This window comes from Methanofollis ethanolicus, from assembly GCF_001571385.1.
Lineage (GTDB): Archaea > Halobacteriota > Methanomicrobia > Methanomicrobiales > Methanofollaceae > Methanofollis > Methanofollis ethanolicus.
This window is the reverse complement of record NZ_BCNW01000001.1, coordinates 2,431,435-2,446,706: the sequence shown is the minus strand read 5'-3', so window position 1 is coordinate 2,446,706 and position 15,272 is coordinate 2,431,435. Positions and strand designations below refer to the sequence as shown.

Below are 15,272 nucleotides of genomic sequence, written 5' to 3'. Positions count from 1 at the left end.
ATCTCTGGCTTTCTCGAACGTGCTATACCCCGTTCCCCACTTCAGATTGGCCCCGGGAAGACAGAACGGAGACCGAAGGGAGGTTGCCGTCCCCCCGCTGTCACTCCCTCTTGAAGTCGTCGTCGAAGCGGATGATATCGTCCTCGGTGATGTAGTCGCCGTTCTGCACCTCGATCACCTCCAGGGGGATCAGCCCCGGGTTTCCCAGGCGGTGCTTCACACCTGCCGGGACAAATGTGCTCTCCCCTGGCCTGACAAAGAAAGTGCGGCCGTCATTGGAGACCTCGGCCATGCCGCGGACGACCACCCAGTGCTCGCTCCTGTGGTGGTGGAGTTGTGCAGAGATACGGCGGCCCGGCAGGACGGTGAGGCGCTTGATCTGGAAGGAGTCGCCCTGCAGGAGGACGGTGTACCTGCCCCAGGGACGGTGGACAGTGGTGTGGAGGTCACAGCGCCCGTCGCCCCTCTCCTTCAGGAGAGTCGTGATCTCGCCGACATACTGGGACTCAGCCTTCGGGCAGACCAGGAGGGCGTCGGCCGTGTCGACGATCGCAAGGTCGGAGAGGCCGATCGTTGCCACCAGGCGGTCGGAGATGACCAGGTTGTTCCCGCTGTGGATGCCCAGGTACTCGCCCTTCACCGCGTTGCCCTGCCCGTCCTTGTCGCTCACCTGGTACAGGGCGTCGAAGCTCCCGACATCGCTCCAGGCCGTGGCCAGGGGCACGACCGCCGCGCGGTCCGTCTTCTCCATGAGCCCGAAGTCGACCGAGATCTTCGGGGTGCAGGCATAGGCCTCCGCCGGGGAGCGGGTGAAGGCCTCTGCCACAGCCGGCGCCAGGCGCCTGCACTCGTCCATGAAGAGGGCGGCAGGGAAGACGAACATCCCCGAGTTCCAGAGATACCCGTCCCGCACATATGTCTTCGCCGTCTCCAGGTCGGGCTTTTCGACGAAGGCGTCGACGGCATAGCCGCCGGCGAGGGCCCGGCCAGGGCGGATATAGCCATAGCCCGTGTGGGGCGAGGTCGGGGCGATCCCGAAGGTGACGAGATGGTCCTGTGCGAGCGCCTCGGCTGCACGGAAAGCCTTCCTGTACTCCTCGCCGGGGAGGATCAGCTGGTCCGAGGGGAGGACTGCCACGGTCGCGTCCTCCCCCTCTTTCAGGACCTCGGTCATGCCGTAGACGATCGCGGGCAGGGTGTTCTTCCCGCTGGGCTCGACAAGGACAGGGCAGTCGGCGCCGACGGCCGCGAGCTGGTCGGCGACCAGGAAGCGGTGGGCTTCATTGGTGATGATGGAGATCTTCCCGGGCCCGGAGAAGAAGAGGGCCCGTTTCACCGCCTTCTGGAAGAGCGACTCGTTCTCGAAGAGGGGGATGAACTGTTTCGGGTAGCAGGTCCGGCTCAGGGGAAAGAGCCTGGTGCCTGAACCGCCGGCAAGGATGAGGGTCTGCATGGACGCCGGGTATAGGCGAGTATGGGGATGAGGGTTGCGATCAGTCGCACCGGTTCCAATGCTTATATATATATCCTGCGGGATCAGAAGTGATCGCCGCATCCCCCGGCAGGACGGAACATGACCGGTCATGTCTGCCTGAACAACCCCCATTACCCCTGGCAATTCTCCGAAAACGGAGAGATTCGCTGCTGGTACAAGGGGACCGTCTTTGCCGGCGGTGTCCTCCTTGACGGCAGGGAGGCCGCCGCCCTCCTCCTCTCCGCCCCCTGGGACGACCTGAACGCCGTCAGGGCCCTCCTCGAGTCCCTGAACGGCGAGTACGCCTTTGTCGTCGAGACACCCGATACCATCGCCGCCGCCGTCGACCGCCTGCGGAGCATCCCTCTCTTCTTTGCCGGCAGGGGAGAGGAGATGGTCATCGCCGACGACCCCCACTTCCTTGTGGAACGCGTCTCCTCGCCTCTGAACGAGGAATCCGCAGCCGAGTTCCTTGCCACCGGCTTTGTCACCGGCCCCTGGACCCTGTACCGGGGGGTCAGGCAACTCCAGGCCGGTGAGTGCCTCATCTTCCCCGGGCGGTCCGGTACCGCTCGGACCGTCAGCTATGCACAGTTCAGGCACGGCGACTATTTTGCCGGCGACGACCTCGTCGGCGACCTCACCCGGGGCCTCGACAACGTTCTCGTCCGGGTCTTTCGCCGCCTCCTCGCCTCGTGCGAAGGGAAGCGGATCGTCGTCCCCCTGAGCGGCGGCCTCGACTCCCGGATCATCGTCGCCATGCTCAGGCGCCTGGGTGCAGAGGACGTGACCTGCTTCACCTATGGCGTGAAAGAGAACCGCGAGGTCCGGATCAGCCGTGAGGTCGCCCGGGCCCTTGACTACGACTGGCACTGCGTGGAGTACACGAAGGAGAAGGTGCAGGCCTGCTATGGGGGGGATGCCCTTACAGAGTACCTCCGCTATGGCGGCAACCTCTCCTCCCTCCCCCACACCCAGGACTATCTGGCCGTCTGCGAGATGAAGGATGAGGGTGCGGTGCCGCCTGATGCCGTTTTTGTGCCCGGACACAGCGGGGACATGCTGGCCGGCAGCCACATCCCGCGGGAGTACGGCCGGCCGCAGGCATACACCCTCCAGAAATTCCTTGCCGACAACCTGGCGGCGCACTACTCTCTCTGGGCCTGGGACGACCCCCCCTTGCGTGCCCTCTACGCGGAGCGGTCCCTGACGAGTGCCGGGTGTCCCGATGTCCATGACGCCGAGTCCTGCGCCGACGCCATCGAGTACTTCGACTTCAAGGAGAGACAGGCGAAGTACATCATCAACTCTGTCAGGGTGTACGAGTACTTCGGGTACGGCTGGCGCGTGCCCCTCTGGGACCGCGAACTGATGACATTCTTCCAGCGCGTGCCCCTCTCCCTCAGGCTCGGTCAGGCGCTGTACAAGGAATACACGGCCTGCTCCCTCTTCACCGGCGACCTCGCCGCGCTCGGCGGGATCGAGTGCACGACCCGTATCAGCAGCGTCATGCCCGGCCCCTCCGTCGCCACACGGATCCGTGCCATGCACCAGCGCCTCTTCGACGTCAGGTGGGGGAGGTACTTCGCCTTCCCCCATCTCTCCAGGTTCTCTCTCCTGAGGATGCGGGATGCCGGGGGACTTGACGGCCTGCCGCGCCGGGTGGTCGTGAACATTGCGAATGCCCGTCGCCCCTATGTCTCTCTCCTCGGCTACCAGGCCCTCAGGTACCTCTCTTTGCAGGCATCAGAGGAGGCCCAGTTTCTTCAGGCAGGCCACGCCCACCTCGTAGACGGTGTCCGCGCCGTCGACGAGAAAAGGCCGGAGGTCGTGCCTGTCGAAGAAGGCCAGGGAGACCGGGCCTGAGAGGTTGCGGAAGAAGGTGCGGTGATAGCCCGGTCTTGTGAGGAGGTTGATGATCTCGTGCTTCAGGTACACGAGGTGGATCTCCCTCTCTTTCTCCTGGACCTGAACGGGAACATCGAGGCCGGCGGCGTCGAGGTACTGGGCGTACTGGACGTTCACGCCCGAGATGTTGCCGACCCGGTGCCACATCATGGAGCGGAGGTTGATCTCCATCAGTTTGTACCTTCCGTCTCTGGCATCGTACTTGAACTCGGGCTCCGCGATGCCGACGATGTCCATCCCGTCGAGGAGGCGCCTCCCCTGCTCCAGGACCTCGGGCGGCGCCTGGTTGGAAGCGCTCGCAAAGATCCCGAAGTTGTCCGGGTACTGGGAGAGTTTTTTCCCTGTCCATTCGTTGAGGATCCTGCCGTCCCTGCTCCGGTAGCCGACGTACGCATAGATGTTCGAGCCGTCGCCCGGGACGACCTCGGAGGCGAGGAGGGGGACGCCCTGTTCGAGGGCGGCGATGATCCTGGGGAGTTGTGTGTCGTAGTCGCCCCTGTCGGAGATGACGATGTTCCTGAAGACATCGGATTTCAGGTCCTCCCTTTTGTCGGGCTTGACGATGACAGGGAAGGGGACAGAAAGGATCCGGCCGGCGTCCTCGACCCGCTCGATAGGAACCGTCTTCGGGTACGGGACTCCCAGCGCCTCGCAGCACCTGTACTGGTGGTACTTGTTCAGGCAGAGGCCCAGATTGGCCGGGTTGATCGGGAGGAAACAGAACGACCCGACTTTCCCGGCAAGGGCATCCAGGACCTCCAGGTGGACGTCGTCTGTGGGATAGACGACGACCTGCCCGTACTCTTTGCCGAGTTCTGTCAGTTCGGCGTGGACGCTCTCCTCAGTGGCCCTGGCGCAGATGAACCGCGTGATCTTGTTGCTGTATGCCCCGGGTTTTCTGTCGTGGTCGAGGAGGACGATATCGCGCACGCCCCGGTCGTACAGTTCCTGGATGATGGAGTAGCCGTTCACGTACCCCCCCATCACCAGGGCGCAGCGCTCCTTCTTCATCGCGCCCCTTCCCTCTCTGCGCCGCCTGGACGCCCGTCATCGCCGCCATTCTGATCGTCCATAGTACCCCTCACAGGCATTTTTCGGGTTGTATGGCGGGGCAGGCTCCTTTATCTGGCGTGTCTGACCGCAGGGGAGGGGACCCGCAGGACCGGGCGTCCACGCCCGCTTTCCCTCTCGTGACAGGTACATGCGGGTGGACCGGAATAGACCTGTCTCTGGCGACATTTTATATCAATATTTGGATCTCACCGACCGAATACAAACACCTCTCCTCCGGGTGCCTGCCCGCACCGGGATCCGGGCCGGTGCGGCAGGGTCTGAGACCGGGTGATTTCTCTATATTTTGATTATTATCTCATATTATTGATTTTTATGGTGTGTGGATGAAATTCTTTTCAAGCGAAAATTCTATGTGCTATGCGATCCTCTCAGGAGCCGGATGATCCGTTCGAAAGATGACTACTTATTCTACATGAAAGCAGACACTATTTCGTCAGGAATTGGTCGGGCAAGACCCAGGCCGTTGATAGGGGACGATCTGTGGAAATTCCAGTTGCTGATGAGGAAGTGCGAGTACTGGAACAACTGCCTGAAAAATATCAGTCCTGCCCATGCCCTGTTCTATTATACGCTCCAGTACAGGTACCACCAGATGTCGGTGCGCCTCGGCTTCACCATCCCCCTGAACGTCTTCGGGCCCGGCCTCTCCATCGCCCACTATGGCCAGCTCGTCGTCAACAGCGCCGCCGAGATCGGGGAAAACTGCAGGATCCACCCGGGCGCCAATATCGGGTCCCATGACGAGACAGCCCCGAAGATCGGGAACAATGTCTATATTGGTCCGGGCGCGAAGATCTTTGGCGACATCAGGATCGCGGACGGCATCGCCATCGGCGCCAACAGCGTCGTGAACAGGTCTTTTCTGGAACCGAATATCTCCATCGCCGGTGTCCCCGCGAGGAAGGTCTCTGACACGGGGTCTCTTCCCTATATCGTCCGGGGCACCGAGGCCCTCAGGGGCCAGACTCTCTGACACCCCCATGTCAGGTTTTCATTTTCCGAATGCCACCGTACAGGGGGCAGGGCCATCCAAAGGATAATATAGAGCAAGTTGAATCTATGCTCCATACCCCATGTCGCGTTTTGTCACCAATGTCCTGAAACTTGTCTCAGGCAGCGTCATCGCCCAGGCGGCGGGCGTCCTTCTCATCCCGGTCATCGCCCGCCTGTACTCCCCGGACGACTTCGGGGTCTTCCAGGTCTTCCTCTCGATCGCCGGGATCCTCGCGATCATCTCCTGCTTCTCCTATCACCTTGCCATCATGCTCCCGGGGGAGGACGAAGACGCTGCAAACCTCGCGGTCCTCAGCGCCGTCCTGGTGGTGGCGACCTCGGCCGTCAGCGGTGCGGTCCTCATCATCTTCGCCGAAAATATCGCGGCCGCCCTGAACTTCCCCGCCCTTGCCGGGTATATCGGTCTCATCCCGGTCCTTGTCCTCTTGAACGGCCTCTTCTTCGTCCTGAACTACTGGCTCTCCAGGCGGGAGAAGTTCGGCACCGTGGCAGGGGGCAGGGTGGCGAACTCCCTCGTGAACAAGGGTGTGCAGATCGGGGCCGGCATCGGTGTTGCCTCGCCACTCGGCCTCATTGGTGGGGCCGTAGCCGGGTACGGCGCCGCCGATATCCTGATGCTCCGCGAGGTCAGGAAGGACCGGCACCTCCTTTCGTCTGTCACCCTGGCGAAGGTCAGGGCACTCGCCATCAGGTACAGGAAGTTCCCGATCTTCACCTCCTGGTCGACCGCTGCCAACGAGGTCTCCCGGCAGGTCTCCCCCATATTCCTCGCCTTCTTCTTCACCCCGGCCATCGTCGGGCTGTACTCCCTCGCATACCAGGCGGTGAGCCTCCCCCTCGGTCTCGTCGGCACCGCGGTCTCGCAGGTCTTCTTCCAGAGGGCGAGCGAGGAACAGAAAAAGACCGGGGACATCGGCCCTATCGTGCAGGAGGTCCACAGGCGTCTTGTCGCGATCAGCATCTTTCCCATGCTCCTCCTCCTCCTCATCGGCGAGGAAATGTTCGTCTTCTTCCTCGGCCCCCAGTGGTACGAGGCCGGTTTCTATGTCAAACTCCTCGTCCCCTGGATCTTTTTCATGTTCGTCTCGTCGCCGCTGACGACCATCTTCAGCGTGCTTGAGAAGCAGGGGGCTGGCCTTGTCTTCGACCTGGCCCTCCTGACGTCCCGCGTGGTCTCCCTCACGATCGGCGGCATGACCGGGGACCCGGTCATCGCGATACTCCTCTTCTCCCTGACAGGTGCGCTCTTCTGCGCCTTTATGAATCTCTGGCTCCTGAAACTCGCGGGCCTGGACTATCTCAGGGAGTGCTACCTCTGGTGCGCCGACCTTGCGGTCGGCCTCCTGGTTGCGGCGCCCCTGATCGCAGCCAAACTCCTTTCTCTGCCTGCCCTGGCCCTCCTTGCCGTTGCCTTTGTCGTGAGCCTCGTCTATTATGCACGGGTCGTTGTCCGGGATCCGTTTTTGAAAGGGTGGGTTGCCGGATATTATCAGGAGATAAAAAGATTCATTAACCAGTCGTCACGATAGGGGGGTGATATCCATGAGGATCGTATGTACGGGGGATTTCTCGGCAAGCGGCGTTTTTTTTGACCAGGTACAGGCAGGGGAGGAGATCTTCGACGAGCAGATCAGGGCCCTTTTCCGTGACGCGGATGTCTGCCACATCAACCTCGAAAACCCCATCACCGATGCCCCGCCCAGGCAGAAGGAGAGCGGCGGTGCCAACCTGAAGGCCCCCCTGAATACGGCCGGGTACCTGAAGGAGAGGCATGTCGGCATCTGCACTCTCGCGAACAACCATATCATGGACAGCGGCCTTAGCGGTGTGGAGGAGACGGTCAGGCGCCTGGAGGAGAGCGGTATCAGGCACTACGGCGTCGGCGGTTATCCCGAATACCTCATGGTCGGTCATGGCGGGACGAAGGTCGCCCTCATCGCCTCCTGCCACCGGGAGGGCCCGATGTGGGACGGGAGGACGCCGGCACCGTACTATTTTGACCTCAAAAAGATCCGTGCCCTGATCAGGGAAGTCAGGGAGACCGAAGACCCCGACGCGGTCATCTACACCTACCATGGCGGGACCGAGTACAATATCGTCCCCGAACCAAAGAGGCGGGCCTTTTTCCATGAGATCGCCCGTGCCGGGGCCGACCTGGTCATCGGTCACCATGCCCATGCCCCACAGGGCATCGAGACAGTCGACGGTCGGACTATCGTCTATGGTCTCGGGAACTTCTGTTTCGACGTCCCGACCCACCACAATGTCTCGTACACCTGCGACTCGTACTGTCTCGGGGTGGAGATCGGGGACGGCGGCGAGGTCGCCCTCACCCGGTATTACTATCATATCGACCTGGAGAAGAGGATGGTCGTCCTGGCGAACGACAAAGAGAGGCAGGAGTGTTTCCGGCGGCGCCTGCAGGTCTTCGACTCGGAGGAGCAGTACAGGCAGGCGTGGTATAAGGACGCGTTCAGGGTCTACTGCACGAACCGCTTCCCGAATGTCTCGCGGTCCCCTGCTGCCGCAGGGCAGACGGACGGGAACGGGCATTCGATCGAAAAAGGTGCGGTCTTCAGGAAGATGCGGGAGAGGGGGATGGGCAGCGTGCCTGCGGCGGCGATCAAGACGGTGGTGTCTGACCTGAGGCACGAAAGCCTGCGGCCCTTCTTTTTCGGCGCGATCAGGCACCTCATCAGGGAGAAGGCTGGTCACACCCGCTGAGGGCCTGCCGCCCGGATTGTCCAGGCAAGGCCGTCCTCAAGCCCCCACTCGGGCGCCCACCCGAGGGTTTCCTGCGCCCGCGTGATGTCGGCACACGAGTGCCTGATGTCGCCTGCCCGCGCCTCCGCGTGCCCGACTTCCACGGTCCGGCCCGCGGCCCGCATCATCGTCTCTGCAAGGGCGTTCAGGGTGGTCGTGCGGCCGCGGGCGATGTTGAAGACTCCTTCGGCGCCGCCCTCCATCGCACGGAGGTTGGCCCTGACGACGTCGGCGACATAGACGAAGTCCCGCGTCTGCTCGCCGTCGCCATAGATGGTGATCGGTCTGCCCGCGAGGATACGGTCGGCAAAGATCGAGATCACTCCCGAGTACGGGGACGAGGGATCCTGCCGCGGGCCGAAGACGTTGAAGTACCGCAGGCAGACGGCCTGCAGGCCGTACAGCCGCGAGAAGGAGGCGGCATAGTGCTCGCCCGCGAGTTTGGAGACGGCGTATGGCGAGAGGGGTTCGGGGAGCATCCCCTCCCTCTTCGGGAGTTCGGGGCTCTCGCCGTAGACGGCCGAGGAGGAGGCGAGGACCACCTTCCGCACGCCCGCGTCCCGTGCGGCGAGGAGGACGTTCAGGGTGCCGGTGAGGTTTGCCTGGTGGGTGGCGAGGGGGTCGGCGACCGACTTCGGCACCGAGGCGATCGCCGCCTGGTGGAAGACGCCGTCGGCGCCGGCGAAGATCCTCTTCAGCAGGGGGAGGTCGGCCACGTTTCCCTCGACGAGTGTGACGTCGAAACCCCGGAGGTTCTCAGGGTGACCTGTCGAGAAGTCGTCGATGACGACGACCTCGTGCTCATCTCTGAGCGCCTCGGCGATATGGGAGCCGATAAATCCTGCGCCGCCAGTGACGATATATTTCATCGGGAGGTGATGGGGCGCCTGACGACATAGAGGTGACGGTTGGTGTGCCGCCGTTCTCTCCGGAGCGTCAGGATAGGGATGGGATGATCTTCTGCTCTAACGTTCCGGGGCCAATCCCGAGGGGGGTGCGAGCTTGAGAAAATCTTTGGTCTTATCGACTCCCTTCGGTCGTTCTCCCGGGCAATCGAAAACCTTCGGTCCGTGGCACATCGAAGATATGCACGCACAGGAAAATCTTCGATTTTCCGTTCATAGCAAATGAAACATTTGCCTGCTCAGAGAATCTTTGATTCTCTGTGTTCTCATGCTCGCTGTCGCTCGCACCCCGCTCATGATTGGACCAGGGAGGAGTAAACACGATATTCTGAAGAGGAGTCTGCCATCCACTCTCCTATCGTAATGGTAAGGTTTCCGGTCATTTTTGGGATGACCTCTTTGATAAAAAGTTTTGGAAAAATCCTGTACTTTTGTCGGGTGCTACTCCTGATTCCACAGGGAGAAGTGCGGATCCCCTTTCACCCCCTGAAACCCAGATATTGGGCTTTTTTCGCCTTCGCTGCCTTTGCCGGCAGGGTTTCCGGGGCGACACTCTTTTGCAGAACTCCTATATAGTGCCAGATACTATTCACCTGTGAAGGGATCGATTGTCTGATATTCGTCTCCGCTACACCGTTCTTATGGAGCAGAATGAAGACGGAGGGTACACCGTAACGGTTCCCTCCCTCCCGGGTTGCATCAGCGAGGGGTCTACCTGGGAAGAGGCGCTGGCACATATTGAAGAAGCAATCTCGGGGTATATCGAGGTCGCCAAAAAGTTAGGATCAAGACCGGGCTAATCCTCGCCATTTCAATGGTGGGATACAGAGCCCGTCCACCGATACTAATTATTTATAACTCATTCTCTTCCATAATGGCATTGTGCCTAAAGGGTATCGTTACCGACTCTACCCAACAAGATCTCAGGTCTCTCGACTGGAGCAGACGCTGGAGGTCTGCCGGTGGGTCTATAACGAGACGCTTGTATTGCGAAAGAACGCGTGGGAACAGGAACAACGTTCTATCTCCTATTACGAATCAAAACGTCAGATCCCTCTCTGGAAAAAGGAGCATCCAGAACTTTCTACTGTCTATTCTCAGGTTTTGCAAGATGTATCCATGCGTGTGGATCTTGCTTTCAAAGCATTCTTCCGGCGCGTAAAGGCCAGGGAAAACTCCGGCTATCCACGTTTTAAGGGAAAAGGACGGTATGACAGTTTCACGTATCCACAGTATGGATTCAAACTCGATGGAGACCGTCTCCACCTCTCAAAGATCGGAGACGTGAGGATCGTCCTTCACCGTCCGGTTGAAGGGACGATCAAAACTCTCGCGATCCGACGGTCATCGACCGGGAAGTGGTATGCCTGCTTCTCGGTTGAGTACTATCCCTCCCCTCTCCCACAGAAGGAGATAACGGTCGGGATCGATGTTGGGCTGGAGTCCTTCGCCACCCTCTCGAACGGAGAGAAGATCGAGAATCCCCGGTTCTTCCGTACCGACGAGAAGGCCCTTGCAAAAGCGCAGAGGAAACTCTCGAAAGTAGAGACAGGAACCCCTGAACGGAAGAAAGCCCGGAAGATCGTCGCACACATCCATGAACGGATCGCCAACAGACGGCTCAATTTTGCTCACCAGACCTCCCGTCAATTGGTGGACTGGTTCGGTACGATTGTATTCGAGGATCTGAATGTCAAGAATATGGAAAAGAACCACCATTTGGCAAAAAGCATTGCCGATGTTGCCTGGACTATGTTCATCTCGATCACAGAGAGCAAAGCGGAAGAGGCTGGCTCACGCGTGATCCTTGTGAACCCCAGAAATACATCTCAGCAGTGCTCCAGATGTGGAATGATCGTCGCAAAGACGTTATCTGATCGGGTGCACTCCTGCCCGCATTGTGGGTTGGTGATGGACCGCGACCAGAACGCGGCGATCAATATTCTGAGATTGGGGCTGCAATCTCAGGGGTGACACCCCAGGATGCCCCCGACGAGAGGAGGGGGAGCAGTCACGGAAGCCTATTCCTGTTGAGGTGTCCGTACCCCTGAATACGAGCAACGCAGCATGAAACTCCCGAGAACCACAGGGGAGAAAGTGATCCGGGCCTTGAAGCGAGCAGGCTTTGAGGAGGTCGGCATGCGAGGCAGCCACCAATACCTCCACCATCCAGAGCGCGGCGTCATCGTCACTGTTCCCGTCCACTCCGGAAAGACGCTTGCTCCAAAGACACTTCAGACAATTCTCTTTCAGGCCGGGATCTCTCTCGACGAATTTTTATCTCTTCTGTAACAGGCTACCGGTTCTCCGGGGGACTACCACTCGAAGAACTCTAGTCAATGGTATATCTGAGATTTGCTACTGGCCGTAGGTTTTCGAGGAACGAACGAAGTGAGGTCAAGAAACCGAAGATTTCGCTGTGCGAAAGAAGTGAGCATGAGAAAATCGTAGATTTTCGAGCAGTCCCCCGGCGAACAGTATGGGGAAGGCAGGTGATCAGCATCTCGCGCCGGGGGACTACCTCGAAGACTCCGTCTCAGTGCACATCAAAGATGTGCCTGAACGAGAAAATCTTCGATTTTCCGTTTTCTCATGCTCCCTTCACTCGTTCCTCCGGACCCTCACTCAGGATAGGCGGAGGCATTTCAATCACCCTATTCGGGATCCCTGCCCTATCTTCCCGGAACCAATCCTGTTTCGGGGGTCCGGGGGTGAAACCCCCGGTCTGTGTTTGAGGGGAAGGCGATGTACCCGGGGTTCGCCGCGTTGAACCAGAAGAGCATCTCACGCCGGCGTATGGAGATGTACCATGAAAACCACCTCAGTGGTTTTCAAAGAACCGCTTGAAACTTCGTTTCATGAGCGGTTCTCCAGAAATAAAAATAAAAAAAGTTTCAGGCCGTTTTCCCGGCCTTCCTGCAGACGACGTCGAAGATGCCGTTGTTGACCGAGTACGAACTCCCTTCCCCGTCGATGTCGGCCTCCAGGTCGATCGTCTCCGTCGCATCGCCGACCGTCAACGTCACCTCGCGGGGCCCGAACTCGGCCGCGACCTCTGCCTCCGGCGGGACCTCTGCCGTGACATAGACGCAGTCCTCGCCCTCGACCACCTCGTAGTCGATGCCGTCGTCGTCCTCGGGCATCTCCTCCTCCCGGTGCGGCACCCCGCCGCCGGCGATGATCGTGCACCCGATGATCCGCGGCGGTTCGCCGCCTTCGGCCGTCATCTCGCCGAGGATCTTTGCCAGGCTCTTGAAAATTTCGTCATAAGGGTTGTTCGGCATAGGAAACACGCAGCATATACTCTTTCCCGTTCTGTTCCACGATCCCTTTTCCGATAAGATCTTCGAGCATCGCTTCCACCGGTTCGGCTTCGAGACCGGTGTACTCTTCGAGGTCCTGCAGGGTGAGGGTACAGTGGGCAAGGGCCAGCACCAGATCCATCTCGGTCTCGTTCGAGAGGATCTCCCTGCTGTACTTCACCACATCATTCATCTTGACCTCGATCTCCCGCTCGATCTCTTCGAGGTTTGCGATGAGACTGTCCCGCGTGCGGAGCATCCTGGTGAGCATGAAGAGCGCGGTGAGATATTTCGCCCCTCTGCTCTCTCCCGGCCTGGGGAAGGGAGCCGTCTCGTTCCCCTCAAGCCTCACATCGACCCTGATCTCACGTACCAGACAATAATACTTCCGCCGGCGGTCGTCGTGGAACGAAGAGAGGATCTCCTCCTGTTCCATCATCTGCAGATGTTCGATCACCGCCTTCGGCGAGATCATCAGTTTGTCCGAGATCTCGGTGACAAAGCAGGGCTTCAGCCTGAGAAGATCGATGATCCGCCTCCTGTTCCTGTTCCCGAGGATATCAAGGAGGCGGGAGACTTCACCGTTATCGAGCATCCTTACCAGATGTTAGTGTTCATAAAATATAAATGGGGATGATATCAGCTCATCAACCGGTAGTTCGGGGCCTCGTCGGTGATGAGAATGTTGTGCGGGTGGGACTCGCCCATCCCGGCCGCGGTGATCCTGACGAACATCCCCTTCGTCCTGAGGTCCTCGATCGTCGCCGACCCCGTGTAGCCCATCGCCGACTTGAGGCCGCCGACGAGCTGGTACACGACATCGGAGACATTCCCGACATAGGGGATCGCCCCTTCCACGCCCTCGGGGACGTACTTGGTCCTGCCGATCCCCTTCTTCTGGAAGTAGCGGTCCGAGGACTCGCCGCCGCTCATGACGCCGAGTGACCCCATACCGCGGTACTGCTTGTACTTCCGGCCCTGCATCGCGATCACACGACCAGGCGCCTCGTCTGTCCCGGCAAGGAGACTGCCCATCATCACGCAGTTTGCGCCCGCGGCGATCGCCTTGGCGATGTCGCCCGAGTACCGGACGCCGCCGTCCGCGATGACCGGGATGCCGAGAGGCCCTGCCACGTCGGCGACGCTACTGATCGCCGAGACCTGCGGGACACCGACGCCTGCCACGATCCTGGTCGTGCAGATCGAGCCCGGCCCGATCCCGACCTTCAGGCCGTCGACCGTGTCGGAGAGTTCGGAAGCCGCCGCTGCGGTGGCGATGTTCCCCGCGACGATGTCGGCCTTTGCGCTCGCCTTGATCTCGCGCACCGCCTTCACCACATGGAGGTTATGGCCGTGGGCGCAGTCCACCACGATCGCGTCCACCCCGGCCTCGTCGAGCATCATCGCCCTCTCGAAGTCGAAGGGGCCGACAGCCGCGGCGACCCGGAGGCTCCCGTCCGCGTCCCTGTTTGCCAGGGGATAGGCGCGCTTCTCCAGGATGTCCTGCATCGTGATGATGCCGAGCAGTCTCCCGTCGCCGTTGGTGACCGGCAGGCGCTCGACCTTGCTCGAGTACATCGTCTCCAGCGCCGTTTCGGCGGTGACGTCCTCGCGGGCCGTGATCGGCGCCGTCGTCATGATCGAGCGGACCGCCTCTTTGCCCCGGCGGTGGACGATCGCCCTGATGTCGCGGCGCGAGATGATCCCGACAAGATGGTTCTTCTCGATGACCGGCACCCCGCCGATGCCGTGCTTGTTCATCAGTTCCTCCACCTCGGAGAGGGTGGCGTCAGGCCCGACAGAGAGCACCTCGCGCTCGATCAGGTCTTCCGCACGCTTCACCCGGCTGACCATCTCCACTTCCCGCTCAGGCTTCATGTTCCGGTGGATCACGCCGATGCCGCCGAGGCGGGCAAGGGCGATGGCCATCTCCGACTCGGTCACCGTGTCCATCGCGGACGAGACGATCGGGATATTCAGGGGAATGTTCTTCGAGAAGATTGCGTGGACATCGGCCTCGCTCGGTTCGACAAGGGACGCCGCCGGGACAAGGAGGACGTCGTCGAAGGTGAGGGCCGTGGGCACGTTCAGTTTTTCGGCATACATCATGCTCACCTGATCATGGCAAGTGCCTTTTCCACCAGTTCAGGGCGGATGGCATCGGTCCGGTCACCGCCGCAGACCATGCCGCGCACCCCGATGATCTCGGGGTCGATGGTCTTGAGGGTGGTGAGGTCTTCAAATTTCAGCGAACCTGCAAGGGCCGTCGCCACCCCGAGGCTGCGGTTCTGTTCGGTAAAGGTGGCAAGGGCGTCCGCATCCATGAACGAGAAGGTGCTCTTTCCGTCTTTCCTGCCGGTGTCGATCATGGCGACGTCGGCGCCTGCTTCGGCTGCCGCTTCGGCGGCGACGAAGGGAGAGATCGTGCCGAGCCTCTCGTAATCGGAATATGCGGCGATAACGACGGTTTTCTCCGGGAATTCGTCCTTAACTGCTTTCACAACGGCCCTGCTCAGTTCGTAGGCTTTATCTCTGCCGTCGAACATGAGCCCGACCTTGATATAGTCAGCACCAGCGCACGCAGCCCCGTATGCTGCAAGGGCTGCGCCTCCAGGTTTGTAATCAAAATCGCCTATGGCAGCACTGACCGGTTTTTCCGCCATCTCCTTGATCCCCCGGATCACCCAGGGGAAGTTGGCGCCGAGCGATCCTTCGGACGGTTTTTTCACGTCGATGATGTCGGCTGCGAGTGCGGATTGGGCCTCCTCAATACTGCTAGGGCTGACCAATAATCGCATAGGAATTAATGATCTTTAATCCTAATAGTGATTG

14 protein-coding genes are annotated in these 15,272 nt (G+C 60.3%); 7 read left to right on the top strand and 7 right to left on the bottom strand.

The features are described 5' to 3' along the window. Positions 1 to 100: 100 nt before the first annotated feature. Positions 101 to 1,453, bottom strand: a complete 1,353-nt coding sequence (locus tag MEFOE_RS11685; RefSeq protein WP_067052298.1) for a mannose-1-phosphate guanylyltransferase/mannose-6-phosphate isomerase — start codon at positions 1,451 to 1,453, stop codon at positions 101 to 103. A gap of 120 nt (positions 1,454 to 1,573) precedes the next feature. Between MEFOE_RS11685 and MEFOE_RS11680 the strand changes: the two genes are divergently transcribed. Then, positions 1,574 to 3,340 carry an asparagine synthase-related protein gene (locus MEFOE_RS11680; RefSeq protein ID WP_067052296.1) on the top strand — a complete coding sequence of 589 codons (1,767 nt, stop codon included), beginning with the start codon at positions 1,574 to 1,576 and terminating at the stop codon, positions 3,338 to 3,340. Here the strand turns inward: MEFOE_RS11680 and MEFOE_RS13830 are convergent. Next, on the bottom strand, positions 3,221 to 4,393 hold the full coding sequence (locus MEFOE_RS13830; RefSeq protein ID WP_153015963.1) for a carboxylate--amine ligase: 1,173 nt from the start codon (positions 4,391 to 4,393) through the stop codon (positions 3,221 to 3,223). The genes MEFOE_RS11680 and MEFOE_RS13830 overlap by 120 nt on opposite strands. Positions 4,394 to 4,955: 562 nt before the next feature. Between MEFOE_RS13830 and MEFOE_RS14705 the strand changes: the two genes are divergently transcribed. The 3 genes from MEFOE_RS14705 to MEFOE_RS11665 all read left to right on the top strand — a co-directional run bounded on the left by MEFOE_RS14705 (position 4,956) and on the right by MEFOE_RS11665 (position 8,194). Then, positions 4,956 to 5,429, top strand: coding sequence for a serine O-acetyltransferase (locus MEFOE_RS14705; protein ID WP_328585462.1), 474 nt, complete (start codon positions 4,956 to 4,958; stop codon positions 5,427 to 5,429). A gap of 100 nt (positions 5,430 to 5,529) precedes the next feature. Next, positions 5,530 to 6,999 carry a lipopolysaccharide biosynthesis protein gene (locus MEFOE_RS11670; RefSeq protein WP_067052292.1) on the top strand — a complete coding sequence of 490 codons (1,470 nt, stop codon included), beginning with the start codon at positions 5,530 to 5,532 and terminating at the stop codon, positions 6,997 to 6,999. A 13-nt stretch (positions 7,000 to 7,012) separates the two neighbouring features. Further along, positions 7,013 to 8,194 carry a CapA family protein gene (locus tag MEFOE_RS11665; RefSeq protein WP_067052290.1) on the top strand — a complete coding sequence of 394 codons (1,182 nt, stop codon included), beginning with the start codon at positions 7,013 to 7,015 and terminating at the stop codon, positions 8,192 to 8,194. Here the strand turns inward: MEFOE_RS11665 and MEFOE_RS11660 are convergent. Beyond that, the gene (locus MEFOE_RS11660) at positions 8,182 to 9,102 is read right to left on the bottom strand and encodes an SDR family oxidoreductase (RefSeq protein WP_067052289.1); all 921 of its coding nucleotides are present in this window, start codon (positions 9,100 to 9,102) and stop codon (positions 8,182 to 8,184) included. The genes MEFOE_RS11665 and MEFOE_RS11660 overlap by 13 nt on opposite strands. Positions 9,103 to 9,779: 677 nt before the next feature. On the opposite strand from MEFOE_RS11660, the gene MEFOE_RS13485 reads away from it, so the two are divergent. From MEFOE_RS13485 to MEFOE_RS11650, 3 genes are all read left to right on the top strand, one after another. Then, positions 9,780 to 9,938, top strand: coding sequence for a type II toxin-antitoxin system HicB family antitoxin (locus MEFOE_RS13485; RefSeq protein WP_083523458.1), 159 nt, complete (start codon positions 9,780 to 9,782; stop codon positions 9,936 to 9,938). 82 nt (positions 9,939 to 10,020) lie between these two features. Further along, positions 10,021 to 11,112, top strand: a complete 1,092-nt coding sequence (locus MEFOE_RS11655) for an RNA-guided endonuclease InsQ/TnpB family protein (RefSeq protein ID WP_067052287.1) — start codon at positions 10,021 to 10,023, stop codon at positions 11,110 to 11,112. Between the two features lie 93 nt (positions 11,113 to 11,205). Then, positions 11,206 to 11,430, top strand: coding sequence for a type II toxin-antitoxin system HicA family toxin (locus MEFOE_RS11650; RefSeq protein ID WP_067052285.1), 225 nt, complete (start codon positions 11,206 to 11,208; stop codon positions 11,428 to 11,430). Positions 11,431 to 12,032: 602 nt separating this feature from the next. On the opposite strand, the gene MEFOE_RS11645 is transcribed toward MEFOE_RS11650, so the two are convergent. From MEFOE_RS11645 to MEFOE_RS11630, 4 genes are read right to left on the bottom strand one after another with little or no spacing between them, the layout of a single operon-like run. Next, on the bottom strand, positions 12,033 to 12,422 hold the full coding sequence (locus MEFOE_RS11645) for a CS domain-containing protein (protein ID WP_067052283.1): 390 nt from the start codon (positions 12,420 to 12,422) through the stop codon (positions 12,033 to 12,035). Continuing rightward, a complete protein-coding gene (locus MEFOE_RS11640; RefSeq protein WP_067052281.1) occupies positions 12,403 to 13,035 on the bottom strand; it encodes an ArsR/SmtB family transcription factor in 633 nt (210 codons plus the stop codon). Before MEFOE_RS11640 ends, MEFOE_RS11645 begins: the two co-directional genes overlap by 20 nt. 44 nt (positions 13,036 to 13,079) lie before the next feature. Beyond that, positions 13,080 to 14,546 (bottom strand): IMP dehydrogenase, encoded by a 1,467-nt coding sequence (gene guaB, locus MEFOE_RS11635; RefSeq protein WP_067053271.1) that lies wholly within the window; start codon positions 14,544 to 14,546, stop codon positions 13,080 to 13,082. Between the two features lie 5 nt (positions 14,547 to 14,551). Continuing rightward, complete coding sequence (locus MEFOE_RS11630) at positions 14,552 to 15,238, bottom strand: (5-formylfuran-3-yl)methyl phosphate synthase (RefSeq protein WP_067052279.1); 687 nt, start codon at positions 15,236 to 15,238, stop codon at positions 14,552 to 14,554. Positions 15,239 to 15,272: the final 34 nt, after the last annotated feature.

Bases quoted from the DNA above. Each gene is read 5' to 3' on its own strand.
- MEFOE_RS11685 (WP_067052298.1), bottom strand. From the start codon at position 1,453: ATGCAGACCCTCATCCTTGCCGGCGGTTCAGGCACCAGGCTCTTTCCC.
- MEFOE_RS11680 (WP_067052296.1), top strand. From the start codon at position 1,574: ATGACCGGTCATGTCTGCCTGAACAACCCCCATTACCCCTGGCAATTC.
- MEFOE_RS13830 (WP_153015963.1), bottom strand. From the start codon at position 4,393: ATGAAGAAGGAGCGCTGCGCCCTGGTGATGGGGGGGTACGTGAACGGC.
- MEFOE_RS14705 (WP_328585462.1), top strand. From the start codon at position 4,956: ATGAGGAAGTGCGAGTACTGGAACAACTGCCTGAAAAATATCAGTCCT.
- MEFOE_RS11670 (WP_067052292.1), top strand. From the start codon at position 5,530: ATGTCGCGTTTTGTCACCAATGTCCTGAAACTTGTCTCAGGCAGCGTC.
- MEFOE_RS11665 (WP_067052290.1), top strand. From the start codon at position 7,013: ATGAGGATCGTATGTACGGGGGATTTCTCGGCAAGCGGCGTTTTTTTT.
- MEFOE_RS11660 (WP_067052289.1), bottom strand. From the start codon at position 9,102: ATGAAATATATCGTCACTGGCGGCGCAGGATTTATCGGCTCCCATATC.
- MEFOE_RS13485 (WP_083523458.1), top strand. From the start codon at position 9,780: ATGGAGCAGAATGAAGACGGAGGGTACACCGTAACGGTTCCCTCCCTC.
- MEFOE_RS11650 (WP_067052285.1), top strand. From the start codon at position 11,206: ATGAAACTCCCGAGAACCACAGGGGAGAAAGTGATCCGGGCCTTGAAG.
- MEFOE_RS11645 (WP_067052283.1), bottom strand. From the start codon at position 12,422: ATGCCGAACAACCCTTATGACGAAATTTTCAAGAGCCTGGCAAAGATC.
- MEFOE_RS11640 (WP_067052281.1), bottom strand. From the start codon at position 13,035: ATGCTCGATAACGGTGAAGTCTCCCGCCTCCTTGATATCCTCGGGAAC.
- guaB (WP_067053271.1), bottom strand. From the start codon at position 14,546: ATGTATGCCGAAAAACTGAACGTGCCCACGGCCCTCACCTTCGACGAC.
- MEFOE_RS11630 (WP_067052279.1), bottom strand. From the start codon at position 15,238: ATGCGATTATTGGTCAGCCCTAGCAGTATTGAGGAGGCCCAATCCGCA.